This is a genomic window from Faecalibacterium sp. i21-0019-B1 (assembly GCF_042852915.1).
Classification (GTDB): Bacteria; Bacillota; Clostridia; order Oscillospirales; family Ruminococcaceae; genus Faecalibacterium; species Faecalibacterium taiwanense.
This window is the reverse complement of sequence record NZ_AP031425.1, coordinates 1,422,895-1,438,271: the sequence shown is the minus strand read 5'-3', so window position 1 is coordinate 1,438,271 and position 15,377 is coordinate 1,422,895. Positions and strand designations below refer to the sequence as shown.

Annotated in this window: 14 protein-coding genes; 1 reads left to right on the top strand and 13 read right to left on the bottom strand. The window is 57.9% G+C overall.

Translation table 11 applies throughout. The features are described from left to right. Window positions 1-5 precede the first annotated feature (5 nt). The 12 genes from potA to ACGHP1_RS07275 form a co-directional block, all read right to left on the bottom strand. On the bottom strand, window positions 6-1,052 hold the full coding sequence (gene potA, locus ACGHP1_RS07330) for a spermidine/putrescine ABC transporter ATP-binding protein (protein ID WP_005937228.1): 1,047 nt from the start codon (window positions 1,050-1,052) through the stop codon (window positions 6-8). A gap of 279 nt (window positions 1,053-1,331) precedes the next feature. Further along, a complete protein-coding gene (locus ACGHP1_RS07325; protein WP_337679007.1) occupies window positions 1,332-2,315 on the bottom strand; it encodes a DUF4340 domain-containing protein in 984 nt (327 codons plus the stop codon). Between the two features lie 12 nt (window positions 2,316-2,327). After that, the gene (locus ACGHP1_RS07320) at window positions 2,328-3,758 is read right to left on the bottom strand and encodes a Gldg family protein (RefSeq protein ID WP_097774914.1); all 1,431 of its coding nucleotides are present in this window, start codon (window positions 3,756-3,758) and stop codon (window positions 2,328-2,330) included. Window positions 3,759-3,773: 15 nt separating this feature from the next. Beyond that, window positions 3,774-4,646, bottom strand: a complete 873-nt coding sequence (locus tag ACGHP1_RS07315; protein WP_390508736.1) for an ABC transporter permease — start codon at window positions 4,644-4,646, stop codon at window positions 3,774-3,776. After that, on the bottom strand, window positions 4,643-5,617 hold the full coding sequence (locus ACGHP1_RS07310; RefSeq protein ID WP_173012858.1) for an ABC transporter ATP-binding protein: 975 nt from the start codon (window positions 5,615-5,617) through the stop codon (window positions 4,643-4,645). Before ACGHP1_RS07310 ends, ACGHP1_RS07315 begins: the two co-directional genes overlap by 4 nt. Window positions 5,618-5,806: 189 nt before the next feature. Next, entirely contained in the window at window positions 5,807-6,007 is a 201-nt protein-coding gene (gene rpmE, locus ACGHP1_RS07305) for a 50S ribosomal protein L31 (RefSeq protein WP_005937210.1), read from the bottom strand. 233 nt (window positions 6,008-6,240) lie between these two features. Further along, a complete protein-coding gene (locus ACGHP1_RS07300) occupies window positions 6,241-7,581 on the bottom strand; it encodes a TRAP transporter large permease (RefSeq protein WP_005937207.1) in 1,341 nt (446 codons plus the stop codon). 1 nt (window position 7,582) lies between these two features. Then, on the bottom strand, window positions 7,583-8,104 hold the full coding sequence (locus ACGHP1_RS07295) for a TRAP transporter small permease (RefSeq protein ID WP_120119997.1): 522 nt from the start codon (window positions 8,102-8,104) through the stop codon (window positions 7,583-7,585). 98 nt (window positions 8,105-8,202) lie between these two features. Then, a complete protein-coding gene (locus ACGHP1_RS07290) occupies window positions 8,203-9,294 on the bottom strand; it encodes a TRAP transporter substrate-binding protein (RefSeq protein WP_223387788.1) in 1,092 nt (363 codons plus the stop codon). A 347-nt stretch (window positions 9,295-9,641) separates the two neighbouring features. Continuing rightward, window positions 9,642-10,652 carry a TRAP transporter substrate-binding protein gene (locus ACGHP1_RS07285; RefSeq protein WP_390508730.1) on the bottom strand — a complete coding sequence of 337 codons (1,011 nt, stop codon included), beginning with the start codon at window positions 10,650-10,652 and terminating at the stop codon, window positions 9,642-9,644. After that, window positions 10,649-11,458, bottom strand: a complete 810-nt coding sequence (locus ACGHP1_RS07280) for a response regulator (protein ID WP_005937194.1) — start codon at window positions 11,456-11,458, stop codon at window positions 10,649-10,651. The genes ACGHP1_RS07285 and ACGHP1_RS07280 overlap by 4 nt, the downstream gene beginning before the upstream one ends. Further along, entirely contained in the window at window positions 11,455-12,978 is a 1,524-nt protein-coding gene (locus ACGHP1_RS07275; protein WP_390508727.1) for a sensor histidine kinase, read from the bottom strand. The genes ACGHP1_RS07280 and ACGHP1_RS07275 overlap by 4 nt, the downstream gene beginning before the upstream one ends. A 137-nt stretch (window positions 12,979-13,115) precedes the next feature. On the opposite strand from ACGHP1_RS07275, the gene ACGHP1_RS07270 reads away from it, so the two are divergent. Further along, complete coding sequence (locus tag ACGHP1_RS07270) at window positions 13,116-13,649, top strand: YcxB family protein (protein WP_120079606.1); 534 nt, start codon at window positions 13,116-13,118, stop codon at window positions 13,647-13,649. Window positions 13,650-13,786: 137 nt separating this feature from the next. Here the strand turns inward: ACGHP1_RS07270 and ACGHP1_RS07265 are convergent, their stop codons facing one another. Next, complete coding sequence (locus ACGHP1_RS07265; RefSeq protein ID WP_120079604.1) at window positions 13,787-15,373, bottom strand: mannitol dehydrogenase family protein; 1,587 nt, start codon at window positions 15,371-15,373, stop codon at window positions 13,787-13,789. Between the last annotated feature and the right edge of the window lie 4 nt (window positions 15,374-15,377).

Genomic DNA, 15,377 nt, shown 5'->3' with positions numbered 1-15,377 from the left:
GCGGCTCACCCCTCTGAACGCGCCATAATGTGGATCTCGTTGGGGCCGATGCGCATACCAATGGTCTCACCGGGGGTGCAGGCGCGGGTGGAATGGATCAGCCATTCGCGGCCCTCGCACTCCACATGCATCTCAAAGTGGACCCCCTTGAAGATGACATCGTTCACAACGCCGACAAGCTGGCCTTCCACAGGAGAGACCACCTCGATATCCTCGGGGCGCACCACTACCTGCACGCTCTGCTCGCGGGCAAAGCCGCGGTCCACACAGGGGAAGTCCACGCCGGAGAAGGACACCAGAAAATCCCGGTGCATCACGCCGTCCACGATGTTGGAATCGCCAATGAAGTCTGCAACAAAGGCATTCTTCGGCTCATTGTAAATATCCTCCGGCGTGCCGATCTGCTGCACCTTGCCGCCGTTCATGACCACGACGGTATCGGACATGGTAAGGGCTTCCTCCTGATCGTGGGTAACATAAATAAAGGTAATGTTCATTTCGCGCTGCAGGCGCTTCAGCTCCAGCTGCATCTCCTTGCGCAGCTTGAGGTCCAGTGCGCCAAGGGGTTCATCCAGCAGAAGGATCTCCGGCTCGTTCACCAGACTGCGGGCGATGGCCACGCGCTGCTGCTGGCCGCCGGACATCTGGCTGATGCTGCGGCGCTCGAAGCCTTTCAGGCCAACAACTTCCAGCATGTTGCGCACCTTGCGGCGGATGGTCTCTTCGTCCATCTTTTTGAGCCGCAGACCGAAGGCCACGTTCTCGAACACGTTCAGGTGCGGGAACAGTGCGTATTTCTGAAAAACGGTGTTCACCGGGCGCTTATAGGGCGGCACGCCGGTAATGTTCTCACCTTTCAGCAGCACTTTGCCGGAATTGGGTTCCAGAAAACCTGCGATCAGACGCAGGGTGGTGGTTTTGCCGCAGCCGGAAGGGCCCAGCAGCGTTACGAACTCTTTGTCATGGATGTCGAGGTTCAGCCCATCCAGAATGCGCTGACCGTCAAATTCCACTACGATATCCCGCAGTGAAACGATCACCGAGTTGTCCATTTTTTACTTTATCCTCCTTGTAACTCAGATACGAAAAAAGACAGGGCCATGCCCCATCCCTCGTACCAGGGCGACCCAGCCCCGCACAACATCCATGACGACCGGAGAACCTGCAAAAGCAGGCTCTTATATTGCGCAGTTATTCTGCCCTGTCTCGTCTATCTTAATCAATCTTTGCTGAAATGTCAATCACTCTGCCAATGTTTGCCGAAGCTTTACACGCCGCAACAAAAAAACATGCGCCGCAGCGGGCTTTCCGCATACGGCGCACAAAGGTTTTTATTCAGCTTTTAAGGCAGCGGCCGTTATCAGAAGGGCCTGCACAGTGTCAAGGTCAACCGCATAGACGGAACTGTCCCCCTCCACCATCATCCAGCAGCCGTCTGCATTTTCGGCGTAGTGGAGGGTCACAGTCCCATCGGCAGAGGCGGCCCGCACCGTTGCAAGCGGTGCAGCAAAGCCATAGGCCGAAGGGTCGGCATCCGTGATTTGTGCGGTCACATAGCCTGCCAGAGCGGAGAGGATGCTCTGCACCTTGCTGTCGTCCAGATCGGCAGAGGGTTCATCGGCCAGCCGCCACACGGTCTGATAGGTGGTGGAATCGGCCGCACTTTCCGAGGAATCGCTCTCCGCTTCCGCAGGCTCAGAGACTGCATTCAGTGCAAGGGTGCCGCTGCCCGTCGTAATGGAAACACTTTCCAGCGCGGAGGCTGTCAGTCCCGCCGGGTTGAACGCGCCAAAAAGGTCCGCTTTGGTCAGCTCAAAGCAGGCCGCCTTGTTGCCAGAAACGGTGTACACGGCATCGTCCCCTGCCTTCTGCACGTACAGATCTCCTGTGACCGGGTTCTCGGTGCCAAAGGCAAAGGTGTTCGTCTCGCCTGCCGCCGTCACTGTGACCGTAACAGCCGGATCGGCAAGGCCGTAGTCCTCGCCGGGCTGAGCCGTGAGCTGACGTTTGGCGTTCAGGGATGCCAGCGCCGTGACCATGGTATTGCAGGCAGATGCATCCAGATGATAGTCCGGGTCATCCGCCAGCGTCCAGCTGCCGGAATCGTAATTTAGGGTAAGCGTTTCGCCGCCATAGGCATACCGGATGCTGGTCACATCGCCCGCCGCAAAAGAAGAAAGCAGGATGCTGCCCTCTGCGGCGGCGCTGGAAGCAGCCTCTTCTGCGGCATTGCTGCGGCTGACAAACCACAGCAGCCCGCCCAGCACAAGCACCAGCACCAGAAGCACCGCAAGGGTGCGCTGTTTTGTTTTCATGGCAGTGCCCCCTTACCTGCGGCGGCGCAGCAGCACCTCCACAGCACCTGCAATGAGCACTGCTGCGGGCAGCACGAATACGAACACCATGCCCAGCGTCATGGATGCGGAAGCCGGGACCGTGATGGGTGCAGCTTCCAGTGCTTTGGTGTCGATGAGCAGGCTCTGCCCTACCAGCGAAGCGGCACAGCCCTGCAGGAAGGTCAGGTTGCCCGGGATGGACTGGTACACCTGCTCGTTGTCCATGTTGGGGCAGCCGATCCAGATCACCTCGGCACCGGTGGAGTCATTGCGCGCCCATACGGCCAGCGAGAACGGGCCGTCGGTATCGCCGGCTTCCTTTGCGGAAGAAGAGCTGGCATCAAAGTCCTGCTTGCTGTAGGCATCCTCGGTGGTATACAGCAGCGGTTCCGCCGTCACATCGTCTGTCTCGGTAATGGTGATGCCCTGTGCCACCGAGAGCATCACATGAGTGCTCTGATTCACGCCGTCCAGCGCGGTGCTTTCGTCGGCGGCCGCGTAGTCCGGGAACAGCGAGTACGGGTAGCCGTACAGCGCGTGGCCCGCATCGCCCTCCACCACAAGGCCCGGCTCACGTGCAAGGCCGAACTGTGCCATCACTGCATCCAGATTGGGCGTTTCGGTATAGCCGCTGGTGGTCAGCAGCACCTTGCCGCCGTTTTCCAGATAGGTCTGCAGCTGCGCGATCTCATCCACAAGGCCGTCAGCTGCAAAATCCGAAGCGGGGTCGCTGATGATGAGCAGATCACAGTCCTCCGGGATGGTGCCGGTGAGCAGATCCAGCGGCTGGGCATCGATATTCTGCGCCTTGAGCGCCTCGGTCAGTGAGGAGGTAAGCGCCTGCTCGCCGTGGTTGGTGGTGTAGTAGGCATGACTTTCTGCTGCGGCAGTCAGCTTATAGATGGCAGAGCTGATCTGCTTTTCGCCGCCAAAGGTCACGTTGGCAGCGCCGGTGGTGTAGTAATCGGAGTAATCGTACTCGTAAAGTTCGGCGGCGTTCAGCACTTCGCTGTTCTCACCGCTGACCACGATCAGACTGCCGGTGGATGCATTCTCTGCGCCGTACTGCGCTGCAAAGGTCGGGTAAAGCGCCGGGTCCTTCTGCTCCCAGTGGAAGTGACCGCTCTCGTCGGCGTAGTGATCCAGCAGCTTGGTGATAATGGCATCCTCGCTGCCGGTCTCACAGAGATAATAAACGGTCACGTCCTGATCCAGGCTCTGCATCAGCTGCCTGGAGCTGTCGCCCAGCGTGTACATTTTGGCGGCAGAGAGGTCGAACTCGGTGTATTTTTTCGGGATGGCCCCCACCAGCAGATTGATCAGCACGGCCAACACGATGGCTGCTGCCAGAATGGCCGTGGAGTACAGCCCATTGCGGAACACCTTGCCGTTTGCGGAGGAAGAAAATTTGAAATTTTTCATGTTGTTCCCCTCCCCTCAGTTCCAGCGGCGCTTTTCCAGCCCCTGCGCCGTGAAGAACAAAAACAGCATGGTCACGGTCAGGTAGTACACCAGCGTCTGGATGGAAAAGCTGTTGTTGACAAACTCTTCAAACGGCGTGAACAGGCACAGCCCGCTGAGCACCGCGCTGAACGCTTCGGTCAGCCAGCTGCTCTGCAGCAGGAACAGTGCCGTCAGCACCACACAGCAGCCCGCAAAGGTCAGGCAGCCCAGCGTAAAGCTGCGGGTACGCAGGCCTGCCACCACACTGAGCACTGCCGCAATGGCGGTGAACAGGGCCAGCGCCACTGCGCTGCCTGCGGTGAACATGCTGCGCAGGCTGGGCATCATGTAGGCCAGCAGCAGTGCGGCAACACCTGCCACCGCAGCAATGATCTGATTCTCGGTCAGGCTGGAAAGAAACACGCCAATGGCAATGGCGGCGCAGCCCATGAGATAATAGCACAGCAGAGCGGCCAAGTTTGCCAGCGTGGCCGTGCCGGTGGCACCCAGTGCGGCCAGTACAAGGATCATGACCGCATCGGCAAGGCACGGCAGTGCAAAGATGACGCACAGGGCAAAGAATTTGCCCAGCACGATCTCCCACACAGACACCGGGCTGGTAAGCAGCAGCTGATCGGTGCGGGTGCGGCGTTCCTCTGCAAAGGAGCGCATGGTGAGCACCGGGATATACAAAAGCAGCACAAATGTGGTGCGGTAAAGCGTGTAATAGCCAAAATCCGTCAGGCCGTAGCCCAGATTCAGGGCAACAAAATAGATGGCCGTTGCCGCCAGCATAAAGGCGGTGAGCACATAGCCGATCATGCCATGAAAGCTGCTGCGGACTTCGCGTTTGAAAATGGCGGTCATTCCGTTTTCTCCTCCCCTTCATCCGATGGTGTTTCAGACTCGTTTTCGGTCAGTGCAAGGAACACTTCCTCCAGCGTCCTGTTTTCCGCTGCCAGCGCCAGCACCGTGCATCCGGCCTGCGAAAGGGCGCGGGACACCTCGGCGCGACGGTCAGAAGCATCGGCACTTTCTGCGGTAAAGGTCACCTGTCCGTCGGCCTCGGATTCGATTTCCACCTTGCGGATGCCCGGAATGGAGCCGACTGCTTTCAGCACGGTCTTCCCCCCGCCCAGAGCGGTAGCGCGCAGACGACTGCCGGGGTTCAGCTTTTCGGCCAGCTGTTCCGGCGCACCCACCGCCACCAGATGCCCCTTGGAAAGGATCAGTACCTGACTGCACACTGCCTGCACCTCGCTGAGGATGTGGCTGGACAGGATGACCGTGTGGCTTTTCCCCAGCTCCCGGATCAGTCTGCGGATCTCGATGACCTGTGCAGGGTCAAGGCCCACGGTAGGCTCGTCCAGAATGATGAGCTGCGGCGCGCCCAGCAGTGCCTGCGCAATGCCCACGCGCTGGCGGTAGCCCTTGGACAGACTGCGGATGAGCCGGGGCAGCACCTCTTCCAGCCCGGTGCGGCGGGCAGCTTTGCGCACCTGTTCTTTGCGGTCGGCCTTCTTTTTGATGCCTTTCAGCTCTGCAGCAAAATCCAGATATTCCTGCACCGTCATTTCCGGGTAGAGCGGCGGCTGCTCGGGCAGATAGCCCACACAGGCCTTGGCCTGCTGGGCCTGCTCCGGCAGGCTGAAGCCCGCCACCTTCACTTCACCGGAGGTGGGGGCAAGGTAGCCGGTGAGGATATTCATGATCGTGGACTTGCCCGCGCCGTTTGGGCCGAGCAGGCCGAAGATCTGGCCGTCGCCCACCGTAAAGGACAAATCTTCAATGGCAGGGTGCGTGCCATACTTTTTGCTCAGATGCGATACTTCGATCACAGCAAACGCTCCTTTTTCATCTAGTTCAATGCTGGTATATTTTAGACCGAAAATGTGTAAAAATTAAGACAATCCTGTGGCGGGATGCAAAAAGAATTCTTAAGAATGATTAAGGCCGCCCTTTCATATGCCAAAAAGGCAGCAAAAAAGCACCGTCTCCCAAAGGAAACGGTGCTCAGAAAACCATAATTACTTACGGCCGAAACGCTTGTTGAAGCGCTCAACACGTCCGCCGGAGTCAACCAGCTTCTGCTTGCCAGTGTAGAAAGGATGGCACTTGGAGCAAACTTCGACGTGGATCTCAGGCTTGGTGGAACGAGTCTTAATGACGTTGCCGCATGCGCAGGTGATGGTGCAGTCAACGTAGTTCGGATGGATACCCTGTTTCATTCTTTTCACCTCATTTCTGGTTCTGACTTATTGGGGCCATATTATAAATGTATGTGCCCATCACAACCTTCAATATCGGCTACCCCGTCGAGCGGCCTTGGAAACGATTGCCTTATTATTATAGCACGATTCCGACAGAATGCAAGAGGGAAAATAAAGTTTTTAGCATACAAAAAGTCCCCTGCACTTTCATGCAGAGGACTTTAACGGTTTTACCTTACGCCGTCAGGCCATCAGTGGATGAACACAGGACCCAGCGGGTTGGTGATGGGGCTGACGTAGCCGCCCAGCAGCTTGGGGATCGCCAGGCTGATGTCGGGGATGAAGGTCAGCAGCAGCAGTGCAACGAACATGCACAGGTAGAACGGCAGAGTCGCCTTGACGACCTTTTCCATCGGGCGCTTTGCAACGGCAGAGCCGATGAACAGCACAGCGCCGACAGGAGGAGTCAGCAGGCCAATGCCGCAGTTCAGAACCACGATGATACCGAACTGGATGGGATCGATGCCGATGGAGGTTGCGATGGGCAGCAGGATGGGAGTAGCGATCAGGATGATGGGAGCCATATCCATGATGCAGCCCAGAACCAAGATGATCAGGTCGATCAGCAGAGCGATGATGTAGGGGTTATCGGTGACGCTGGTGATGGCATTTGCAGCCAGATCCGGCACATGCAGCATGGTCAGGCAGTTGCCGAAGACTGCAGAGGTGGCGATCAGGATCAGCACGATGGACAGAGTGTTCACGCACTCATCCAGTGCATGCCAGACACCCTTCCAGTCCAGACCCTTGTAGACGAACACCGACACGAACAGAGAGTAGATAACTGCAATAGCTGCAGACTCGGTAGCGGTGAACACACCGCCAACAACGCCGAACACAACGATAATAACAGCGGCCAGTGCCCAGATGGAAGTGCCCAGCTGCTTAACGAAGCCCTTGATGCTGAACGGAGAGCCCTTGGGGTAATTCTCCTTGACCGAGATGATGTAGGAACCGATCATCAGGACGATGGCCAGCAGAGCACCGGGCAGATAACCTGCCAGGAACAGGCTGCCGACCGAGATGCCGCCGGCAGTGGTGGCATAAATGACCATGTTGTGGCTCGGAGGAACCAGCAGACCCTCGCAGGAGGAGGTGATGGTAACAGCAGTGGAGAAGTCGGCATCGTAGCCCTGATCGACCATCATGGGGATCATGATGGAGCCGATGGAAGCAGTATCTGCAGATGCAGAACCGGAAATACCGCCGAAGAAGTAGGAAGCAACGATGTTGACCATTGCCATGCCGCCGCGCATCCAGCCCACGCAGGCATCAGCCAGAGCGATCAGCTTTTCAGAAATGCCGCCGGAGCCCATGAGCACACCCATGGTGATGAAGAACGGCACGGCCATCAGGCTGAAGGAAGAGATGCCCTTGACCATCAGACGGCAGACATCGGTCAGTGCCTGACCCTGCACCATCATGCACAGCACGCTGGAAAGACCAACGGCGTATGCAATGGGGAAACGCAGGAAGATCATTACAAAGAAGCTGACAAGAAGGACAATGATTGCCAGTGTCTGAACTGTCATATTACACTTCCTCCTTTACAAAAATGCTCTTGATGTGGTTGTACAGTGCCTCGATCTCGAAGATGATCATGGCAACACCGGCCAGCGGCACCGGGAAGTACATCCAGAAGCGGCTCAGCCAGGGCATGGACACGTAGAAGCCGCGGCCGCCCAGAGTGGTGGCATAGTTCCAGCCGACCACCATCATGATGACACCCAGAATACACACGGCAAGATCGGCCAGAATATCCAGCACCTTGACGGCGGTTTTGGGCAGATACACGTCAAACGCAGTCATGCGGATATGGGCACCGCGGCGGATGGCCAGAGCAGCACTCAGCACGGCCATGTAGCTCATGCAGGTCAGCACAACTTCTTCCGACCATGCCGGGTCCGGGATGAACGAGACGTAACGACCGATGACCGACATGGTAGTGATGAGGATATCTGCGATCAGCAGCAGCTTGCAGATAAACAGGACCACTTTGTAGGTGATGTCGTACGCCGGCTTGATCTTATCCAAAGTGGTAAAGATTTTCGGCATATGAATTCCTCCATATAAAAACCCGGCAGGTCTGCGGGCGTATCCCGTAGTCCCCCGCCGGGCTATGTACTATCTCAGAACAGGAAAGGCTTTTTCAATTATGCCTTCATGTCCAGCAGCTGCTGATACAGCTCAGCCTGATCGGAGGTGTTCTCGCTGATGACCTTAGCGCAGGCCTCCTGCCAGGGTGTCTTGTCGTCAACATCCACAACGTTGCAGCCGGAGCTTCTCAGCTCCTCCAGAACCTTGTTCTCAGCGGTCTCGGACAGGTCTGCGTTGAAGGCCTGCGTATCAGCACCGGCCTCCATGATGGCAGCCTGCTGGTTCTCGGTCAGCTTGCTCCATGCGTTATCGGTGATAACAGCCTGAATAGCGCCCAGAGTGTGGCCGTCCAGGATCAGGTTGTTGGCAACCTCGGGGAATGCATTGGACTTGTAGTTTGCGATGGGCTGCTCAGCACCATCCACAACGCCGGTCTGCAGTGCGCTGTACAGCTCACCGAAGGAAACGACGGTGGGGTTAGCGCCCAGACCCTCGACCATGCCGTTCATAACGGGGTCGTTGGACACGCGCAGCTTCAGGCCCTTGAAATCATCGATGCCGGAAACCGGGTTGACCGTGAAGAAGTGACGGAAGCCCTCTTCGCCGTAGAAGACGCCACGAACGGGCAGGCCCAGCTCCTGAGGCTCGTTCAGGAACTCAGGTGCCAGATCGCTGTTGGCGAAGTTCCAGAAGTGTGCGCGGTTCTCGAAGGTGAAGGGGATGGACAGCAACTTGGACTTGTTGCAGCCGTAGCTGGTCAGTGCAAAAGCGGAGATACGGCTCATATCGATGGAGGTAGAACCGCCCAGAATTGCGTCCAGAACGTCGTTCTCAGAACCCAGAACGCCGGAAGCCTGCACGTCGATGACGACGGAACCGCCGGTCAGCTCCTCGACCTTCTCCTTGAAGTGGGTAGCGGTCTGACCAACGATGGTATCCAGCGGGTTGACCTCGGCGTAGACCAGAGTCACCTTGGGATCGTTTGCAGCAGCAGTAGCATCACCAGCAGCAGAAGCTGCGGTGGAAGAAGCTGCGGTAGAGGTGGAAGCAGCAGCAGAATTGCTGGAGCCACCACATGCGGTCAGAGCCAGAGCAGCGGCGGAAACACCGGCTGCTGCCAGAAAGCTGCGACGAGTGATCTTTTTCATAATAAATCGTCCTCCTTAAATCTCCCGAACAGCACGGTCTGCACAGGACCCGCATGCCGTTCATTTACTGTACACACTTTAGCAAATTTTTTTAAACGAAACAAGGGCTTTCAAAAAATGTCCTGTTTTTTGAAAAAATGTCAGAATTTCTTTTGTGAAAAATGCCAAGTGCTTTGCTTTTTGTTTGTGCACCTTCGCCTAACAGATGGATACATTTCTGTATTCCAGATAGAAGCAAAGCGCTGGATGCCCTTCCCTTTGGGGTTCAGAGCACACAGCGCTTTGCCGGTTCTTTATTCTGTTTTCCTGATTTCTTTGCCCATCTTTTCCGGGCTTTGCTGTGGGGCTTATGCCTGCCGGATGCGGGCGATCAATTCGCCCTGCTGGGCAAACCGATCATACATCGGCTGCACAGCAGCACGGAACCTTGCCTTTTCTTCTTCGTCCAGCTCTGTCACCTCAATGCCTGCTGCACGCAGATCACTTTCCGATTCCGCCTCCTGCTGCGCCCAGAGCCTGCGCTCCACCTTGGCGCTCTCCCGGGCACACAGGCGGATGATCTCCGGGTAGCGCTCGTCCAGTGCGGCCAGTTTTTCCATCACAGCAGGGCTTGCAAGCTGCACCTCCGGCACGCGGGTGTGCTCATCCTTTAAAAAGTAATGTGCCACCTCGTAGTGACCCATGGCCTCGTAGCTGGGCCAGCTGTTCTCCGCACCATCAATCTCGCCGTTGTGCAGAGCGGCATACACCTTGCTGTACACCACCTTTACCGGCTTTGCGCCGAGGTCGGTGATCATTTCGCTCATCATGTCCGATTCCTGCACGCGGATGGTCAGGCCCTGCAGATCTGCAAGGCATGTCACCTTCTGCCGGGTGTAGATGCTGCGCACACCGGCATCGAACCATGACAGTCCCGTCAGCTCCAGCGACTGCAGCGTGGAGAGGAACTCGTCGCCGATGGTCCCATCCAGCACGCGCCACATCTGGTCGGCGTCGGTATAAAGGTACGGAAGCTGCAAAACGCTCAGCGCCGGCTCGTACTCTGCCAGCTGGCTGAGGGACACACGGGAGAAGTCAATGCCGCCAAACTGCATCTGCTGGATCACGCTCTGCTCCGCGCCCAGCTCTCCCCCGCTGTACACCAGCACTTTCACGCGGCCATCGGTGCGCTGGGCCACAAGATCCGCAAAGGCCAGCGCCGCCTGCGTAGTAGGATAATCCTCCGGCTGGTTCTCCGCATAGCGCAGGATCAGTTCCGCCCCCGGCTCGTCCTGCACCGGCTGATGGCCGCAGCCCGCCACCGGCAGTGCCAGCACGGCTGCGCCAAACAGGGCGGTCAGCATCTGGCGGCGGGTCACAGGCGGGCCTCCCGTGCAGCCTTGGCCGCTTCCCTGCGGTACTGGGTGGGGGTCATGCCGGTGCGTTTTTTAAAGGTGCGGGCAAAATAGCTGGAATCCTCGTAGCCCACCATGGAAGCCACCTCTGCTGCCGAACGGAACGGGTCGGTGAGCAGCTCCTTGGCAGCGTTGATCCGCAGCTCGGTCAGGCAGTCCAGAAAGTTCATCTTCTGGTACTTCTTGAACTGTGCCGAGAGATACGCCGGGCTGATATGCAGGATCTCGCTCACACTGTCCAGCGAGAGGTCGAACATATAGTTATCCTCCATATACTTGCGCACATGGGCCATGACCAGTGCATTGCGGTCGTTCTCCCCTGCTTCGGCGGCATCGCTCTCCGGATCAGCTTCCGGCTCCGGTTCCACCGGAGCCAGCTCTGCAAGGCGGCGGCCCGCCTCGATCTGACGGATGGCCTTGCGGATGGAAGCTTCCACTTCGTCCGGGTTCACCGGCTTGAGCAGATAATCGCAGGCACCCAGATGCATGGCCTCGTGGGCGTACTGGAACAGACTGTAGGCCGTAACAAAGATCACCTTGCACTCCGGGCGCTGTTCCAGCACGGCGCGGGCTGCATCCAGACCGTTCATACCGGGCATCTCAATGTCCATCAGGATCAGGTCTGCGCCCCACAGCACCGCCGTATCCGCTGCCTTGCGGCCGTTCTCGGCAGTCTCGATGGTCACTTCGTGCTCAAAGCGGCGGGCCACGATGTCCGCCAGCGTTTCCCGTTCCAGTGCTTCATCATCCGCGATCAACAGACGAATCATTCCTCAAACTCCTCCTCATTCTCCACCAATGGCAGATACAGCACCACCGCCGTACCGCGTCCCGGATGGGACCGTATCACAAAGCGGCTGTTCCGGTCCAGCAGACGCAGGCGGGCCGCAACATTATAAATGCCGATATGCTCCCAGCGCTCACCGGGCTGGCTGAGCGCCCTGCGCAGCTGTCGTAATTGATCCAGCTGGATGCCCACGCCGTTATCCACCACGCGGATGCACAGCAGTCCCTTCTCCCGCAGAGGGTTGACCCGGATGCGCACCACACCGCCCTCCTCTTTGGGGCAGATGCCGTGCTTGAAGGCATTTTCCACAATGGGCTGTAAAATAAAGGACGGCACCATGGTCTCGGTAAGATCCAGCGAATCAGAAATGCGCCACTCCATACGCACCCGCTCACCAAAGCGGACATGGTAGATGGAGTAATATTCATCCACGATGCGCACCTCACGGGAGAGCGGCACCTGTTCATCGTTGCTCATCAGGCTGTAGCGCAGCAGATGCGAAAGCGCCATGATAAGCGCCTGCGTACGGTAGGCTGTCTCGGTACCGGCGGTCTGCTGGATCACATTCAGGGTGTTGAACAGAAAGTGCGGGTCGATCTGGCTGCGCAGCTGCTGCAGCCGGCTGCGCTCCATGCGGTTCTGCAGCTCCAGTGCTTCGGTCTTCTGGCGGTGCAGCTCCCGCTCGATCTCGTTTTTCTCCTGCAGGGTGGTCACCTGCTGGGCCATGGAGTGCTTCATGATGTTGAAGGACTCGGCCAGCTGAGCGATCTCCGGCTGCTTGGGCAGCGGGATGTCCGGGGTGTCGAACTCACTTTTGCCAATGGCGCGGGAGGCAGCGATCATCTGCTGCACCGGCGTGAGCAGACGCATGACCATCAAACCGGTAACGCAGCCCAGCGCCACGCACAGCGCCACCACCACCGTCTGCAGCATGGTGATGCGCTCGTTCAGGGCCGAGATGGTGGTGTAGGTGGTCTGGGAATCCTGAATGGCGGTTTCCAGCAATTGCAGGGTGTACTGGCTCAGGTAATCGCCGCAGGGCACCACCTTTGCATAATACAGCTGGGAAGCTGCGGCATCGTTTCCGCTGAGCAGGTCGTTTTCCAGCTCATCCAGCAGGCCGGTGTAGGTCTGATAGACCGTATCCACTGCGCTGTAGAGCACCCGCTGTTCATCGCTGACGCTTTCCAGACTGTTCAGGCTGGTACCGATGCGCCAGAGCCATGCGTTGCAGGTGGAAGATGCCGACTGCAGCCGGTCAATGATCTCCTCCGGCTCGCTGTTCTCCCAGCGGTAGTTCTCCAGCACGGAAATAGAGCTTTCCACACCGCCCTGAAAGCGGCTGATGGCGTTGAAGCAGCCCATCTGCGCGTCCTGTACTGCCTGCACTGCTCTGGACTGGTAGCCATTGAGCGTGAGCTGCATGGCAAAGGCCGCAAAAAATGCTGCCAGACACAAGCCCATGCGCTGCTTGAGGGTGATCTGCCGCTTGCGGTGCTGCAAAGCCTGCCGCCTCCTTTCGTTTGGTAACGATTTATTGTACCACGCTTTGGGCCGGATTGGCAAGGTTTGCATGTTTTTCTCTTGCCTAAACCGCGCAATTGTGGTACGATGCCTGTAAATACAAAGGAGGCGACTTTATGTCCCAGACCATCTCCGTTTCCACCACCATGGGTGAGCAGGGCTTCCGCGATTTTGCCGTGTTCGATGCATTCCATCACCGCAAAGCATGGCTGCGTCCCGCTGTTTTTGCCGCCATCATGCTGGCTTTTGCCGCCGTCTGCCTTTCGCAGCTGGGCAAGCGCCCGGGTGCCGGGCTGCTGGCTGCTGTGCTTGCCATTGTGGGCATCGGCCTGCCGGTGAGCTACTTTTACTCGTTCTTCCGCAGCGTTTCCCGGCAGATCAAACAGATGCACCTGCCGCGTGCCTTCTACCGTGTGGAGCTGGCCGACACCGGCATTGCTGTGTGGATGTACGGCCAGCAGGACAAGCCCGAACCCACCAGCCGCCACGCATGGGACAGCTTTTACTGCGCCTACCGCACGGACAATGCGGTGTACCTCTACGTAGAAAAAGAGAAAGCTTACTTACTGAACGACCGCATGGAAGTGGTGTGGAAGTTTTTGACCGGCATCCTGCCCAAAGAAAAGCTGCACGACTGCAGAAAAGGTTAAGCCCAAAAAATATGCACACGCAAAAAAGAACTGCTGACATTTCGTTCAGCAGTTCTTTTCTTTTATAAAGACCCACGCTGCGGCAAAGCAAAGCGCAGCGCGGGTGCGAAGATAGCTTATGTTATTGCGTCAGCCGATCAGCGGGCAAGCGTATACTTGTGCAGGGTCTTGCGCACAGCGCCGGGGCCTGCAAACAGCTCCTTAGCCATTGCCTCGATCTTCTCGCCCAGACCAACGGCATACAGATCCACGCCGAACACGTCAACACGGCTGTACAGCTTCTTCAGGCAGCTGAAGTCCTGCTCGCCTTCCTTGACCTCCAGCGGAGCCACAATGGCCTGCAGCTCAGCCAGCAGCGGATCGGCGGAAGGCTCAAAGGCCTGACCGTTGTCATCGATGCCCTTCAGGTAGCGGGCGTAGCCTGCCAGCACCAGCGGGATCAGGATCAGGTTGCTCTTGTCCAGACCGCGTGCCTCGTAGGCCTTGATGGTCTCACCAAAGCGGATGGCCAGCTTCTGGGAGGTATCGGTAGCGATACGCTGGGGAGCATCCGGCATGAAGGGGTTGGGCAGGCGGCGGTTGATGACAGCGCCGATGAACTCGTAGGGGTTCAGCACGCCGGGATCAACGACCACAGGCATTGCCTCGATATAGCCGATCTTCTGGATGAAGGCACGCAGGTCTTCATCGGCCATCTCGGCGGAGATGAGGGTGTAACCCAGCATGCAGCCATAGATGGACATAGCAGTGTGCAGCGGGTTCAGGCAGGTGCACACCTTCATCTTCTCGATCTTGTCCACGGTCTCGCGGTCGCAGTACAGCACACCGCCCAGCTCCAGCGGAGGACGGCCATTGGTGTAGTGATCCTCGATGCACAGGTACTGGGTCTCTTCGGCGTTGACGAAGGGAGCGGTAAAGGTGTGCTTCTCGGTGACGATGGTGTAGTTGTCCTCAAAGCCGTCGTCGGCCAGCATCTGCTGGACCTTGGCATCCGGGCGCGGGGTGATCTTGTCGATCATGCTCCACGGGAAGGTGATCTTGGTCTCGTCCTGCACATAGGCCAGGAACTCGGCGGGCACCAGACCCTGCTCCACCCACTTGGCAGCATAGGCGTGGACGGCGTTCTTGACCTTATCGCCGTTGTGGGAGCAGTTATCCATGCTCTGGACGGTCAGGGGCAGCTTGCCGGCCTTGAAGCGCTCGTACAGCAGAGCAGTGACCTTGCCCATGGCCAGCACGGGGGTCAGGCCGCGCTCCAGATCAGCAGGAGCAACGCCGTAGCCCTTCTCAGTGATGGTGAAGGAGATCATCTGCAGGCTGGGGTTCTGGAAGATCTCCACCAGACGTGCCCAGTCCTCGCCGAAGGAGTAGTCAGCCTTCAGGCTCTCGGTAACGGAAGCCACCACCTTCTTCTCGATCTCGCCGGTGGACTTCAGGCAGACCAGCAGGCTCATATTGTCGTAGGGACGATAAGCCTTGTCGATGATCTCGTAGTCAAAGCTCTCGGCCACGATGACACCGCGGTCATACTTGCCGGTGTTCAGCGCATCGTTCAGGATGGCAGCCGGGAATGCACGGAAGATATTGCCTGCGCCGAAGTGCACCCAGGTGGGTTCGGCGTGGGTCTTGGCCTTGACAGCCTCGATATCGAATTTGGGCAGCTCATAGCCCTTCTCTGCCCACTCGGCGGACAGATTGCCGTTTTTGATCTCAGACAGCTTCATATTT